Annotated in this window: 13 protein-coding genes; 5 read left to right on the forward strand and 8 right to left on the reverse strand. The window is 73.9% G+C overall.

The features are described from left to right. Window positions 1–57 precede the first annotated feature (57 nt). Complete coding sequence (locus ACF08D_RS20360; protein WP_392224147.1) at window positions 58–282, reverse strand: hypothetical protein; 225 nt, start codon at window positions 280–282, stop codon at window positions 58–60. A 105-nt stretch (window positions 283–387) separates the two neighbouring features. Here ACF08D_RS20360 and ACF08D_RS20365 point away from each other — a divergent pair, with 105 nt between their 5' ends. Next, on the forward strand, window positions 388–1,494 hold the full coding sequence (locus ACF08D_RS20365; RefSeq protein ID WP_392224696.1) for a DUF5937 family protein: 1,107 nt from the start codon (window positions 388–390) through the stop codon (window positions 1,492–1,494). Between the two features lie 28 nt (window positions 1,495–1,522). Here the strand turns inward: ACF08D_RS20365 and ACF08D_RS20370 are convergent, their stop codons facing one another. Both ACF08D_RS20370 and ACF08D_RS20375 read right to left on the reverse strand, forming a co-directional pair. Continuing rightward, window positions 1,523–2,200 (reverse strand): response regulator, encoded by a 678-nt coding sequence (locus ACF08D_RS20370; RefSeq protein ID WP_392224148.1) that lies wholly within the window; start codon window positions 2,198–2,200, stop codon window positions 1,523–1,525. A gap of 175 nt (window positions 2,201–2,375) precedes the next feature. Then, window positions 2,376–3,578 (reverse strand): sensor histidine kinase, encoded by a 1,203-nt coding sequence (locus ACF08D_RS20375; protein ID WP_392224149.1) that lies wholly within the window; start codon window positions 3,576–3,578, stop codon window positions 2,376–2,378. A gap of 96 nt (window positions 3,579–3,674) precedes the next feature. Here ACF08D_RS20375 and ACF08D_RS20380 point away from each other — a divergent pair, with 96 nt between their 5' ends. After that, window positions 3,675–4,877: an SAM-dependent methyltransferase gene (locus ACF08D_RS20380; protein ID WP_392224150.1), complete on the forward strand. Its 1,203-nt coding sequence runs from the start codon at window positions 3,675–3,677 to the stop codon at window positions 4,875–4,877. Beyond that, window positions 4,874–6,016 carry an NADH-quinone oxidoreductase subunit D gene (locus ACF08D_RS20385; RefSeq protein ID WP_392224151.1) on the forward strand — a complete coding sequence of 381 codons (1,143 nt, stop codon included), beginning with the start codon at window positions 4,874–4,876 and terminating at the stop codon, window positions 6,014–6,016. Before ACF08D_RS20380 ends, ACF08D_RS20385 begins: the two co-directional genes overlap by 4 nt. A 17-nt stretch (window positions 6,017–6,033) precedes the next feature. Here ACF08D_RS20385 and ACF08D_RS20390 read toward each other — a convergent pair whose 3' ends face one another. The 4 genes from ACF08D_RS20390 to ACF08D_RS20405 form a co-directional block, all read right to left on the reverse strand. After that, window positions 6,034–7,005 (reverse strand): hypothetical protein, encoded by a 972-nt coding sequence (locus tag ACF08D_RS20390; protein ID WP_392224152.1) that lies wholly within the window; start codon window positions 7,003–7,005, stop codon window positions 6,034–6,036. A 116-nt stretch (window positions 7,006–7,121) separates the two neighbouring features. Next, entirely contained in the window at window positions 7,122–8,099 is a 978-nt protein-coding gene (locus ACF08D_RS20395; RefSeq protein ID WP_392224153.1) for an ABC transporter substrate-binding protein, read from the reverse strand. A gap of 92 nt (window positions 8,100–8,191) precedes the next feature. Next, on the reverse strand, window positions 8,192–8,869 hold the full coding sequence (locus ACF08D_RS20400; RefSeq protein WP_392224154.1) for an ABC transporter permease: 678 nt from the start codon (window positions 8,867–8,869) through the stop codon (window positions 8,192–8,194). 3 nt (window positions 8,870–8,872) lie between these two features. Continuing rightward, window positions 8,873–9,586 carry an ABC transporter permease gene (locus ACF08D_RS20405; RefSeq protein ID WP_392224155.1) on the reverse strand — a complete coding sequence of 238 codons (714 nt, stop codon included), beginning with the start codon at window positions 9,584–9,586 and terminating at the stop codon, window positions 8,873–8,875. Window positions 9,587–9,759: 173 nt separating this feature from the next. Between ACF08D_RS20405 and ACF08D_RS20410 the strand changes: the two genes are divergently transcribed. Then, on the forward strand, window positions 9,760–10,902 hold the full coding sequence (locus ACF08D_RS20410; protein WP_392224156.1) for an ABC transporter ATP-binding protein: 1,143 nt from the start codon (window positions 9,760–9,762) through the stop codon (window positions 10,900–10,902). A 38-nt stretch (window positions 10,903–10,940) separates the two neighbouring features. Here ACF08D_RS20410 and ACF08D_RS20415 read toward each other — a convergent pair whose 3' ends face one another. Further along, window positions 10,941–12,056, reverse strand: coding sequence for an alpha/beta hydrolase (locus tag ACF08D_RS20415; RefSeq protein ID WP_392224157.1), 1,116 nt, complete (start codon window positions 12,054–12,056; stop codon window positions 10,941–10,943). Between the two features lie 181 nt (window positions 12,057–12,237). Between ACF08D_RS20415 and ACF08D_RS20420 the strand changes: the two genes are divergently transcribed. Further along, window positions 12,238–14,079, forward strand: a complete 1,842-nt coding sequence (locus ACF08D_RS20420) for a phosphatidylglycerol lysyltransferase domain-containing protein (protein WP_392224158.1) — start codon at window positions 12,238–12,240, stop codon at window positions 14,077–14,079. The last annotated feature ends 21 nt before the right edge of the window (window positions 14,080–14,100 follow it).

Genomic DNA, 14,100 nt, shown 5'->3' on the forward strand with positions numbered 1-14,100 from the left:
CCTTCCGTTCCAGTCCGCGGGGGGTACCGGACGATTTCTCGTCATGCTACGCCAGCGTTACGCGTGGCCAGGCCCCCGTCCACAGCCTGTGGACCCGCCGTCCGGCGGCCCCGCGGGGCGGCCGCAAGGCGGGTCCCGGTGCGGGTCCGGGTGCCGGTCGCGGTGCCGGTCGCGGATCTCGCGCAGGACGGCGGCGTCGTCCCGGCCCGGGGGCGGCGGGGGCGCCTCGCCCCGGCGGGCCGCCCGGTAGAGGTCGATCATGTGCTGGTGCAGGGCGTTCATGCCTGCCACCCTCCGCCCGCCCGGCCGCCGGCGCATCGCCGATTGACGAGGCCCGTCAATCGGGGCCCGACCGGTCGCCGTACCCCTCACCATGGGCGGGTGAGCGTGATCATCGACATCACGGGCCTGCCGCCCGAGCGCATCGTCTTCGAGCCGTCGCCCCTCGCCGAGCTGGGCGTGGCGCTGCACGCGCTGGCCGAGCCCGGCCACCATCCGGCGCTGCACGGCTGGGCGACCGCCACCGCCGCCGCGCTCAAGCCGGACCTGGCGGACCGGCTGCACGAGGCCAACTTCCTGTGGATCACCACGTTCTCGGACATCTTCATGCCGTACGCCGGGATACGCGGCGGCGACGGCCGCACCGGCGGCACGCTCGCCGAGGAACTGGACGTGCTGGACCGGCTGGACGAGGACCTGTTCATGGCCGCCGCGCTGGAGTTCACCTGCTCCGAGCGGTACGCGACGGGCGGTTCGGTCAGCGAGGCGCGGGCGCTGGAGCTGGCCGCGAACCGCGGGCCCCGCCAGCTGGACTTCACCCGCAGGCTGCTGGCCGACCCGGCGGGCGTACGCGCCTGGCTGCGCCGGCTGTTCGAGGACTGCGACGAGGCGTTCTTCGCGGACACCTGGCGGCGTACGGCGCCCGGGCTGGCCGCCGACGCCCGGCACAAGACGGAGCTGCTGCGCCACAAGGGGCTGTCCGAGACGCTGCGGGCGGTGTCACCGGCCGTGTCGCTGGAGGTCTCGGCGGACGGCACCCGGCGGTGCGTCGCGGTGGACAAGCTGGCGAACGGGCGGACCACCGCCTTCGAGCCGGGCGCCGCCCCGGGCGTCACGTTCATCCCGACGAGCTTCGGCCGGCCGCATCTCTCGGTGCTGCACGCCCAGGGCTGGCGGCCGGTCGTCCACTACCCGGTCGGCGGGGCGGAGCTGCCGGGCGCCGCCTCGGTGGAGCTGCTCCAGCTCCGGATGGACGCGCTGGCCCACCCCATGCGGATGCGGCTGTGCCGGAACCTGGCGAGGGCCGCGTACACCACGGGGGAGCTGGCCGACACGTACGGCATCACCCCGCCGGAGGTCTCCCGCCACCTGGCCGTGCTGAAGAAGGCCGGGCTGGTCAGCACCCGCCGCCGCGGCCGGTACGTGCTGCACCAGCTGGACGTGGCGGCGGTGGCCCGGATCGGCAGCGACTTCCTGGAGACGGTGCTCCGCTGAGGCGGGGGTACGCGGCGGGGCCGGACGGTCAGGCCGCGCCGCCGCCCCCGGCCCGTACCAGACCCGTCTCGTACGCGAGCACCACCACCTGCACCCTGTCCCGCAGCGCCAGCTTGGTGAGGATGCGGCCCACGTGCGTCTTGACCGTGGCCTCGGAGAGCACCAGCCGCGCGGCGATCTCGCCGTTCGACAGCCCCTGGGCGACCAGCATCATCACCTCGCGCTCCCGCTCGGTCAGCTTCTCCAGCGTCTTGTCGCGCGGCTCGGGGCCGGTCGCGGGGAGCATCGGCGAGAAGCGGTCCAGCAGCCGCCGGGTGGTGGACGGGGCGACGACCGCGTCCCCGCTGTGCACCGAGCGGATCGCGCTGAGCAGCTCGCCCGGCGGCACGTCCTTGAGCATGAAGCCGCTGGCGCCCGCCTTCAGCCCGGAGAAGGCGTACTCGTCGAGGTCGAAGGTGGTGAGGATCAGCACCTTGGGCGGGTTCGGCCCGGCGCAGATGCGGCGGGTGGCCTCGACGCCGTCGAGCCTCGGCATCCGGACGTCCATCAGGACCACGTCCACGGCGGTGGCGCGGAGGATCTCCAGGGCTTCGGCCCCGTCGCCCGCCTCCGCCACGACCTCCATGTCCGGCTGGGCGGCGAGCACCATGCGGAAACCGGTGCGCAGCAGCATCTGGTCGTCGACGAGCATCACGCGGATGGGCATGCGATTCCTCGGTTCTGCGGAGGGGACGGAGAGTTCGGGAGCGGGGGCGGGCGGGTCTGGTGGGTCTCAGTGGGTCTCGCGGGGCCGGTGGGTCTGGTGGGTCTCGCGGGTCCGGTGGGTCTCGTGGGTCTCGTGGGTCTCGTGGGTCTCGTGGGTCTCGTGAGTCTCGTGGGTCTCAGTGGGCGGGCTTGAGCGGCAGCAGGGCGCTGATCCGGAATCCGCCGCCCGGCCGCGGTCCGGCGTCCAGGGTGCCGCCGACCATACCGACCCGCTCCCGCATGCCGATCAGCCCGTGGCCGCGGCCGTCGGCCCCGCCGTCCTCGTACAGTTCGTGCGCCGCGCCGCGCCCGTCGTCCTCGACCAGCAGGCCGAGACCGTCGTCGAAGTACACCAGCCGCACGCTCGCCCCGGCGTCCGGGCCGCCGTGCTTGCGGGTGTTGGTGAGGGCCTCCTGCACGATGCGGTACGCGGTCAGCTCCACCCCGCTCGGCAGCGGGCGGGCGGTGCCCTCGACCCGGAAGTCGACGGTCAGCCCGGCGGCCCGGACCTGTTCGACCAGCTCCTCGATCTGCTGGACGTCCGGCTGGGGGACGTAGTCCTCGGAGTCCTGCGGCTCCCCGGTGCGCAGGATGCCGAGCAGCCGGCGCATCTCGGCGAGCGCCTGGCGGCCGGTCGTGGAGATGGTGTCGAGCGCCTGCCTGGCCTGGTCCGGCGAGCTGTCCAGGACATAGGCGGCGCCGTCGGCCTGGACCACCATCACGGAGACGTTGTGCGCGACGACGTCGTGCAGCTCGCGGGCGATCCGGGCCCGCTCGGCGGCGACCGCCACCTTGGCCTGCGCCTCGCGCTCCCGCTCCAGCCGGGAGGCGCGCTCCTCGAGCTGGTCGAAGTAGGCCCGCCGGGTGCGCATCGAGTCGCCGAGCACCCACGCCAGGACGAACGGCACCGTCATCACGACCGTGAGGAAGATCTTGCCGGCCGTGGAGACGGTCGGCTCCGGCCACCGCAGCTGTGCGAGCGGCGCCGCGCACAGCCCGCCGGCCAGCGCCAGCCGCCGCGGCCAGCGGGCGGTCTCGCTCTGCGCGGCGACCGTGTAGATCACCACCAGCATCGCGAAGTCGGCCGGGTTGACCTCGATGTCCAGCACCAGCTGCGCGACGCCCAGGGCGGCGGTGAGCAGCAGCGCCTTCTCCGGCGCGCGGCGGCGCAGCGCGAGGGCGAGGCAGAGCAGCAGCACGATCCCGGCGGCGGCGAAACGCGGTTCGGCGCCCTCCGGGGCCTGGACCACCCACAGCGAGGAGAACCCGAGGAGCATCACAGCCCAGAAACTGTCGACGCCCGTGGGGTGTCTGCGGAGGAAGTCATAGAGACGCTGCACGTCACCCAGCGTAGGGAAACCGGATAGGTGCAGGGGTCAACCGGAGGGTCGATCCGGCGGGCGGAGGCGTACTCCGCAAGGTGGAGACTGGTGCCCGTGAACGATGAGACGTGTCAACGCGGCCCGTGGCGGGGCTGGCGCGCGGCCACGGAGACGGCGCTGTACGGGCCCGGCGGCTTCTACCTGCGGCCCGAGGGCCCGGCGGGGCACTTCCGTACGTCGGTGCACGCCTCGCCCCTGTTCGCCGGGGCGGTGGCCCGGCTGCTCATGGAGGTCGCGGAACGGCTCGGCACGGACGAGGTGGACCTGGTCGACATGGGCGCGGGCCGGGGGGAGCTGGTCACGGCGGTGACGGCCGCCGCGCCGGACGGCCTGCGGGTGCGGGCGTACGCCGTCGAGCGCGCCGCCCCGCCCGAGGGCCTCGACCCGCGCGTGACGTGGTGCGCCGAGGCGCCGTCCGGGGTGCGCGGGCTGCTCTTCGCCAACGAGTGGCTGGACAACGTCCCGGTGGACGTGGCGCAGCTCGACGACTCGGGCACGCCCCGGTACGTGGAGGTGGCGCCCGACGGCACGGAGCGGCTGGGCGCGCCGGTGGCGGGCGCGGACGCCGCGTGGCTGGCCCGCTGGTGGCCGCTGCGCGAGCCCGGTGAGCGCGCCGAGATCGGCCGGCCCCGGGACGAGGCGTGGGCGCGGGCGGTCGGCGGTCTGGCGGCGGGCCTCGCGGTGGCGGTGGACTACGCCCACGGGGCGGGCCGCCGGCCGCCGTTCGGCACGCTGAGCGGGTTCCGGGAGGGGCGGGAGGTCCCGCCGGTGCCGGACGGCTCGTGCGACATCACCGCGCATGTGGCCCTGGACGCCTGCGCGGGTGCGGTGGGCGCGGGTGCGGTGGGCGCGGGCGGGGACGCCCTGGACGGCGCGGCGGCAGTGGGCGCGGGGGCGGTGGGCGCGGATCCGGGCACGGGCGGCGCGGGTGCGGGGACGGGCGGCGCGGGTCGGGGCACGGACGGCGCGGGTGCGACGGGCGGGGACGCCCTGGGCGGCACCGGCCCGGACGCCCCCGGCCCCGGCCTCGTACCCTCCCGGCCCGCTCCCGTCCGGCTGTCCCAGCGGGAGGCCCTCGGGCGCCTCGGGGTCAGCGGCGGCCGCCCGCCGCTGGACCTCGCCCGTACCGACCCCGCCGGGTACGTACGAGCCCTCGCGCACGCCGGGGAGGCGGCCGAGCTGACCGCGCGGGGCGGGCTCGGCGACTTCACCTGGCTGCTCCAGCCGGTGCCCGGCGAGGGATACTGTCCGGCATGACGGAGACCACGGTCGGCATCGGCGGTGCCGCGGAGAGCACCGACATGGTGCTGAACATCGGGCCCCAGCACCCCTCCACGCACGGGGTGCTGCGCCTCCGCCTCGTCCTGGACGGGGAGGTGATCCGGCACGCCGAGCCGGTGGTCGGCTATATGCACCGGGGCGCCGAGAAGCTCTTCGAGGCGCGGGACTACCGCCAGATCATCATGCTCGCCAACCGCCACGACTGGCTGTCGGCATTCTCCAACGAGCTGGGTGTCGTCCTGGCGGTGGAGCGGATGCTCGGCATGGAGGTCCCGGAGCGCGCCGTCTGGACCCGCACCCTGCTCGCCGAGCTGAACCGGGTCCTCAACCATCTGATGTTCCTCGGCTCGTACCCCCTCGAACTGGGCGGCATCACCCCGATCTTCCACGCCTTCCGTGAGCGGGAGGACCTCCAGCACGTGATGGAGGAGGTCTCCGGCGGCCGGATGCACTACATGTTCAACCGGGTCGGCGGCCTCAAGGAGGACCTGCCGGCCGGCTGGACCGGCCGGGCCCGGGCGGCGATCGCCGAGGTCCGCTCCCGGATGGACGTCTACGACCGGCTCGTCCTCGGCAACGAGATCTTCCGGGGCCGTACCCGGGGGGTGGGCGTGCTGCCGCCGGAGACCGTGCACGCGTACGGGGTCAGCGGCCCGATCGCCCGCGCCTCGGGTGTGGACTTCGACCTGCGCAGGGACGAGCCGTACCTGGCGTACGGGGAGCTGCGGGACGTGCTGGAGGTGGTCACCCGCACCGAGGGCGACTGCCTGGCGCGCTTCGAGTGCCTGCTCGCGCAGACCCACAACGCGCTGGAGCTGGCGGACGCCTGCCTGGACCGGCTGGCCGAGCTGCCGCCCGGCCCGATCAACCAGCGGCTGCCCAAGGTCCTGAAGGCGCCCGAGGGCCACACCTACGCGTGGACCGAGAACCCGCTGGGGCTCAACGGCTACTACCTGGTCTCCCGGGGCGAGAAGACGCCGTACCGCCTCAAGCTCCGCTCGGCGTCCTACAACAACATCCAGGCGCTGGTCGAGCTGCTGCCGGGGACGCTGGTCGCCGACATGGTGGCGATCCTGGGGTCGTTCTTCTTCGTCGTCGGCGACATCGACAAGTAGCCGGGTGGCCCGGCGGATCAGCCGGCGCCGCGCCGCAGCTCCACCATGTCGATCTGCTCGGTCTCGTCGTGCGCGGTCAGGTCGATGACCTTGCCGACGGCCCGGTTCTCCCGGCGCCGTACGGCGAGGGCCTCCTCGCCCACCACGTCGGCGAGGTCCTCGTCCGCGGCCGACGTGCCCGCGCCGCCCGTGCCGTTCGTGCTGCCCGGTCCGCCGGTGGCCACCGGCCCGTCCGTGGTCCCCGTGGCCTCCGTACCACCCGTGCCGCCCGTGCCGAAGTAGTCGAAGCCGACCTGGACTCGCGGGGCGGGGCGTGCCGGGGAGGCGGCCGGCGGGCGGGCGTCGTGCCGTCCGGCGACCGCCGGGAGCTTCCCCTGCGGGTTGTCCGCCCCGGCGCGGTCCGCCCCGGTGTCCTCCGCCCCGGCCTCGCCCGCGCGGGCGCCGCGCGCGAGGTTCGCCAGCGCCTCGGCTGCCCGGGCGTACGCGGCCGGGGTGGGCGTGGAACTCGCCGCGGGCAGCGCCCTGGTGGGCCCGGCGGCCTCCAGCGCGAGCCTGCGGCGGCTCTCCAGGACACCGGCGCGCTCCGTCTCGGCGGTGGCGTACCGGCGCAGCAGCTCGGCGTGCTCGCCGCGCAGAGCGGCCAGTTCGACCCGCTTGGCCCGCAGCTTGGCGTCGAGCTTGGCGCGCAGCTCCCGGGACTCCTCCAGGTCGGTCTCCAGCTCGGCGAGGCGCTCCTCGGTACGCCACTGGTCCCCGGCCCGCGCGCGGGTCAGCTCGGCGACGCGGCGCCCGGCCGCGCGGTCCCAACTCCGCATCAGCACCGCGCCGGTGACCGCCGCGGCGGCCGCGGCGGCGACCAGGACGCGCAGCGCCACCGGGTCGGCGAGGAGCCAGGCGCCGCCGGCGCACAGCACGGCCGTCCCGGCGACCGCCGACGGGGGCAGGAGCCTGTGCAGAGGAGGGGAATGGCGGTGGCGTCCACGTGGCATGGCCTGAAATTTACCGTGCGTAGGCATCATGTGGGGGCCCGGCCCGGCAATGTTTCGGCCCTGTGATGTGCGTCCCGTGCCGCCCGGGCTTCTCCCCGCCGGACCGCCCCGCTCCGCTACTTCCCCGTCAGTCCCTTGGACTCCAGGTAAGCCCGGGCGACATCGGCCGGCTTTGCCCGCTCGGCGTCGACCTTCCTGTTCAACTCGATGAGATCCTCGGTGGTGAGCACCTTGGTGATCTTGTTCAGCGCGGTGGCTATCGCGGGTGCCCCGGCGTCCTTCGCATTCACCACGGGCAGCACATTGTCGGCGTTCTGGAGCTTCTTGTCGTCCTCCAGCAGCACCAGGCCGAACTGCTCCAGCGTGGCGTCCGTGGTGGTGGTCAGCACCATCTGGTCGGTGCCGTCCTTCACGGCCTGCTTGGCCTGGGTGGTGCCCACGCCCTTGGGGTCGACACCGGTCACGTCGATGCCGTACGTCTTCTTCAGACCGGGCGCGCAGAACGGCCGGATCTCGCACTCGTCGCCGGCGGCGATCTTCACCTTGAGCTTCGCGGCACCGAGGTCGGAAAGCGTCTTGAGCTTGTTCTTCTCGGCGAATTCCCTGCTCACGGCGAAGGCGTTCTGATCGACCGCCTCCCCGGCCGGGAGTACCTTCAGTCCGCGCGGCCCGGCGAGCTTCTCCAGCGCCTTCACGGTCGCGGCGACATCGCTGGATGCGACGGGCTTCTCCTCGACCGCCTTGGGGCCGTTGACCTTCGCGTTGAGGAATTCCGCGAGAGTGGCCGCGTATTCCGGGACGACGTCGATCTCGCCCTTCTCCAGGGACGGTTCGTACAGCTCGCGGTTCTCCACGGTCTTGATGGACGTGCTGTATCCGGCGTCCTTGAGCACCTGCGCGTACAGCTCCGCCAGCACATTGGCCTCGGTGAAGCCCGCCGACCCGACGACCAGCGTCCCCTTGCCGCCGCCGGACGCCGAGCCGCCCGTCCCGCCCCGCTCCTCCAGGCTCTGGCCGCCGCCACACGCCGCCAGCCCGCCGGTGAGCGCCACCACGCCCAGTACCGCGCCGGCCATCGCCGGTGTTCTGCTCATCACGTTCTCCGTCCGGTCCGGCCGCTTCACCCGCGGCCGCTTGGCGTTCTTCGGTTGGCGTTCGGTTGGTTTCTTCGGTCCGGGTTCTTCGGTCAGTGGGCGCGCCGGCCGGCCCGCATGGGGTCGAACAGCCGGCCCGCCACCACGAGCAGTCCCTCGGCCAGCAGCGCGAGCGCGCCGACCACCAGGGCCCCGGCGACCACCTGCGCGGTGTCATTGGTGTTGAAACCGGCCGTGATGATCCGGCCCAGCCCTCCCTCGCCGGCCATCGCGGCGAGCGTGGCGGTGGCGATCACCTGCACGGTCGCCGACCGCAGCCCGGTCATCACCATCGGGTACGCCAGGGGCAGCTCCACCTTCCGGAAGACCTGGCCGCCCGACATCCCCATCCCGCGTGCCGCCTCGACCACCGCCCGGTCCACCTCGCGCATCCCCACGTACGCGTTGGTGAGGAGCGGCGGCACCGCGAACAGCACCAGCGCGATGAGCGTCGGCAGGTCGCCGTACCTGCCCAGCGGGGTGAGCGTCAGCAGCACCAGCACCGCCAGCGTGGGCACCGCCCGGCCCGCGTTGGAGAGGTTGACGGCCAGCGCGCCGCCCCGCCCCACGTGCCCGAGCCACAGCGCGAGCGGCAGGGCGATCAGGCAGGAGACCAGCAGGCAGACACCGCTGAACCAGAGGTGCTCGGCGAGCCGGTGCCACACCCCGCTCTCGCCCTGCCAGTTGGCCCCGGTCGTCAGCCACGTCCAGGCGTCGGCCACCGCGCCCATCGCTCACCCCGCCCTGCGTATGTGTGTGCCGGGCACGCGCGCCGGCCGGGTCCACGGTGTCAGCGCCCGCTGGAGCCACAGCAGCAGCAGGTCGGCGGTGACCGCCAGCAGGACGCACAGCACCGACGCGGTCAGCACCTGTGCCTTGAAGAAGCTCTTGAGCCCGGTCGTGATCAGGGTGCCCAGGCCGCCGTAGTCCACCAGGGCGCCGACGGTGGTCAGCGCGACCGTCGAGACCGTGGCCATCCGGACGCCCGCGATGACCGCGGGCAGCGCCAGCGGCAGTTCGACCTCCCACAGCAGCCGCCACGGGCCGTACCCCATGCCCCGGGCCGCCTCCCGCGCCTCCTCCGGCACGGCGGCGAGCCCGGCCAGGATGTTCCGCACGAGGATGGTCAGCGAGTACAGCACGAGGCCGGTCACCACCAGGGCCGCGGACAGCCCGAAGAGCGGCAGCAGCAGCGAGAACATGGCCAGCGACGGGATCGCGTACAACACGGTGGTCAGCCCCAGGACCGGCGCGGCGAACCGGGGCCGGGCGCGGACCAGCAGCGCCAGCGGGAAGGCCACGGCCAGTCCGATCAGCACCGACACCGCGGTGATCCACACATGCTGGACGGTCGCCTCGGTCAGCTCCCGGGCGCGCGAGCCGAGGTACTCGCCGCAGATCCAGTCGTTGGCCGCCAGGCAGCCGGCCGCGCTCGTCACCGTACTCACCCGCCCCCCTGTGTCCACGCGTCGTCCGCGGGTCCCGCGTCCGGCCCGGTGTTCGATCCGACAACGACCCTAACCCCCACCACCGACAACGGCCGACGGTCCCCACAGGCCGGCAACACGGCCTTCACACACCGCACGACCACACCTGCCCACGGACCGCCACAATGGAACGCATGATCCGATTCGAGCGTGTCACCAAGCGGTACGCGGACGGCACCACCGCCGTCGACGACCTGTCGTTCGAGGTGGCCGAGGGGGAGCTGGTCACGCTCGTGGGACCGTCCGGCTGCGGCAAGACCACCACGATGAAGATGGTCAACCGGCTGATCGAGCCGACCGAGGGCCGGATATTCGTCGACGGCGCCGACATAACGGAGACCGACCCGGTGCTCCTGCGGCGCCGGATCGGCTACGTCATCCAGCAGGTCGGGCTCTTCCCGCACAAGACGGTGCTGGAGAACACCGCGACCGTCCCCCACCTCCTCGGCGTCAAGCGCTCCGCCGCCCGCGCCCGGGCCGCCGAACTCCTCGCGCTCGTCGGCCTCGACCCGGCCGTCCACGGCGACCGCTACCCCGAGCAGCTCTCCGGCGGGCAGCGCCAGCGCGTCGGCGTCGCCCGGGCACTGGCCGCCGACCCGCCCGTCCTGCTGATGGACGAGCCCTTCGGCGCGGTCGACCCGGTGGTGCGCGAGCACCTCCAGAGCGAGTTCCTCAAGCTCCAGTCCGAGGTGCGCAAGACGGTCCTGTTCGTCACCCACGACATCGAGGAGGCCGTCCGGCTCGGCGACCGCATCGCCGTCTACGGCCAGGGCCGCATCGAGCAGTTCGACGCGCCGGCCACCGTGCTGGGCGCGCCCGCCACCCCGTACGTCGCCGAGTTCGTCGGCGCCGACCGGGGCCTGAAGCGGCTGTCCGTGACGCCCATCGAGGAGGGGGACCTCGAACAGCCGCCGGTGGTGCACCTGGACGACGCGCTCCCCCGCGAGCTGGGCTCCCGCTGGGCCGTCGTCCTGGACGGCGACGACAATCTGCACGGCTGGATCTCGGCGGAGAGCGCCGCCCGGGGCGCGGGGACGGTGCGCGACCACGCCCGCCGCATGGAGGCGTGGCTGCCCGTCGGCGCCTCGCTGAAGCAGGCGTTCTCGACCATGCTCCAGCACGACGCGGGCTGGATCGCCGTCATCGACCGCGAGGAGCGGGGGCGGTTCCTGGGGGTGCTGACCCCGGCGCGGCTGCACGAGGCGCTGCGCCGCTCGATCGGCGCGGACGCCCGGGACGTCCCCCGGGCCGAGGCGGACGTCCGGACGGTCGGCTGACACCGGGACCCGGACGGCCAGCACCGGGGCCGGCCGGGTCAGGCGGCGCTGAGCCGACCGCTCAGCCACGCCAGCGCCGGGGGGATCTCGCGGTTCCAGGTGGTGAAGTTGTGCCCGCCGCTGTCCAGGGTGATGGACGAGACGCGCGCGGGCGCCTTCACCTTGGCGACGAAGGAGCGGGTGCCCGCCAGGTTGCCCTCGCCCCGGCGGGAGGTGGTGACCAGGAAGGACGACCGGCCCTGCGGCAGGTGGTCCAGGCTCCACAGCAGGTCCGCCCGCTCGCGCAGCCGCCGGTCGCCGTGGAAGAGGTCGCCGGTGGTCACGTCCTCGGCGGCCTTGTAGTACGCGGAGAGGCCGGCCCCGGCCGCGTACCGGCCGGGGTGGTGCAGGGCGATCTTCAGCGCGCAGTAGCCGCCGGTCGAGTTGCCGATGATCCCCCAGTTGCGGGCGGCGGTGCCGACCCGGTACGTCCCGGAGACCGCCCTCGGCAGGTCCTCGGCGAAGAACGTCTCGGTGCGCGGCCCGCCCGGCACGTCGACGCACTCGGTGTCGCGCGGCGGCGCCACGGTGGGCCGGAGCATCACCAGGACCATCGGCTGCATCCTCCCCCGCGCGGCCTGCTCGTGGGCCGTGCGCGGGTACTTCAGCCCCTTCAGCAGGTTCTCGGCGGTGCCGGGGTAGCCGGTCAGCACCACGGCGGCGGGGAAGGTCCGCCTCGCGTACGCCGGCTGGAAGTACTCCGGCGGGAGGTAGACGTACGCCGGGCTGTCGATCCCCGACCGCTCCCCGGAGACGACGACCTTCTGGATCTGGCCGCCCACCGCCGGGCGCCCGCCGCCGGGCACGCCCTCCGGCTTCTGCCGGCCGACGACCGTGATGTCCCGGCCGCCCGCCGAGTGGTCCACGACCACCCCCATCTCCTGCTCCCGCCCGAGCAGGTCGGCCCAGGAGCCGTAGAAGAGGAAGTAGTTGTTCGCGGCGAGCCCGACGGACGCGAACAGCGCGAGCTGGGTGGCCAGCAGCAGGCCGATCCGGCCGAGCACGGCCCGCGGGCCGCCGCGGGCCAGCCGCGGCCAGCGCCACACCGTCACGGCGAACAGCGCGACGGCCACCAGGACGGCCAGCGCCAGGACTTTGTTGCTGGTGAGACCCATGAGTTGTCCGTGCCTTCGTCGTCGGTCGTGGAGATTTTCCGGGGAGCGAGTGAACCCGCCCCCCGCGAGCCCCGTCCTAGAGAGCGCACACCGTCCGGGCCGAACCGGGCCGGACCCGTACAGGCCGGCCGGTTTCCGGCCGACGGGACACTCACCACACTTTGCGGAGCCCTGGGAAGCGATGTCTGTCACGGTAGATGGGGACAAGTCGGGATCGGTTCCGAGCCGGATACGGCGCATCCTGCGCGGCCCACGGGCCGAGCGGGTGCCCGCCCTGGTCGGCACCGCGTGCACGCTCATCGGTCTGATCGACGTCGCGGCCGGGGTCGTCCCGCGCTTCCGCACCAGCCGCGTGCACGCCCTGGCCGAGGTCCTCCCCGGCACCCTCGGCCCGCTCTCGGCGGCGCTCTCGCTGAGCGCCGGCGTCCTGCTGCTGCTCCTCGCCCACGGCCTCAAGCGCCACAAGCGCCGCGCCTGGCGGGCCGCGGTGGTCCTCCTCCCGGCCGGGGCCGCGGCGCAGTTCGTCTACCGCCACTCCGTGATCGGGGTGCTGTTCTCGCTGCTGCTGCTCGCGCTGCTGCTCCGCCACCGCGACCAGTTCGCGGCGCTGCCCGACCCGCGCAGCCGGTGGAAGGCCCTGGCCAACTTCGTCCTCATGGGGGCCGGTTCGATCGCGCTCGGCCTGCTCGTGGTCAGCGCCCACCCCGGCAAGGTCGTCGGCAGCCCCGGCCTCAGCGAACGCCTGGAGCACGTGGTGTACGGCCTGTTCGGCGTCGAGGGCCCCGTCGCCTACCGGGGCGGTGTCGACTGGACCGTCGGCTACTCCCTCGGCGCGCTCGGCCTGCTGACCGCGATCACCACCATCTACCTGGCCTTCCGCCCCGAGCACCCGGTCGCCCGGCTCACCGAGGACGACGAGGCCCGGCTGCGCGCCCTGCTCGCCCGGCACGGCGGCCGGGACTCGCTCGGCCACTTCGCGCTCCGCCGCGACAAGGGCGTCGTCTTCTCCCCCAGCGGGAAGGCCGCCGTCTGCTACCGTGTCGTCTCGGGCGTGATGCTCGCCAGCGGCGACCCGATCGGCGACGTCGAGGCGTGGCCCGGCGCCATCGAGCGGTTCATGGACGAGGCCAAGGCCCACTCCTGGACGCCCGCCGTGATGGGCTGCTCCGAGACGGGCGGCGAGGTGTGGACCCGCGAGACCGGGCTCGACGCCCTGGAGCTGGGCGACGAGGCGGTGGTGGACGTCGCGGATTTCTCCCTGACCGGGCGCGCCATGCGCAATGTGCGCCAGATGGTCAAGCGCATCGAGCGCAATGGGTACGAGACCCGGGTGCGGCGCGTCCGTGACCTCTCCGACGGCGAGCTGGAGCGGGTCCGCCGCGCCGCGGCCGACTGGCGGGGCACCGACACCGAGCGCGGCTTCTCCATGGCCCTGGGCCGGATCGGCGACCCGTCCGACGGCGACGCCGTGATCGCCACCGCCCACAAGGCGGACGACGCCTCGGGCACCTCCCCGTACGGCGACCTGAAGGCGATCATCCACTTCGTGCCGTGGGGTACGGACGGCATGTCGCTGGAGCTGATGCGCCGCGACCGCTCCGCCGACCCCGGCATGAACGAACTGCTCATCGTCGCCGCGCTCCAGGCGTCCCCCCGGCTCGGCATCGAGCGGGTCTCGCTGAACTTCGCCATGTTCCGCTCCGCCCTGGCGCGCGGCGAGAAGCTCGGCGCCGGCCCGGTCCTGCGCGTCTGGCGCGGCCTGCTGGTGTTCCTCTCCCGCTGGTTCCAGATCGAGTCGCTGTACAAGTTCAACGCCAAGTTCCAGCCGCGCTGGGAGCCCCGCTTCGTGGTCTACCGCAACAGCCGCGACCTGCCCCGCATCGGCTTCGCGGCCATGCAGGCGGAGGGCTTCGTCAACCTGGCCCCGCCCCGCCCGTTCCGCCGCCGCGCCACCGCCGCCACGGCCCGCCCCTGCGCCCACCTCACCCCGGCCCGCGGCGACCACGAGGTACGCGCCGCCTGACCCGCCGCCCCCCGCCACGCA

It is taken from the genome of Streptomyces sp. NPDC015131 (assembly GCF_043079975.1).
In the GTDB taxonomy this organism is placed as follows: Bacteria; Actinomycetota; Actinomycetes; order Streptomycetales; family Streptomycetaceae; genus Streptomyces.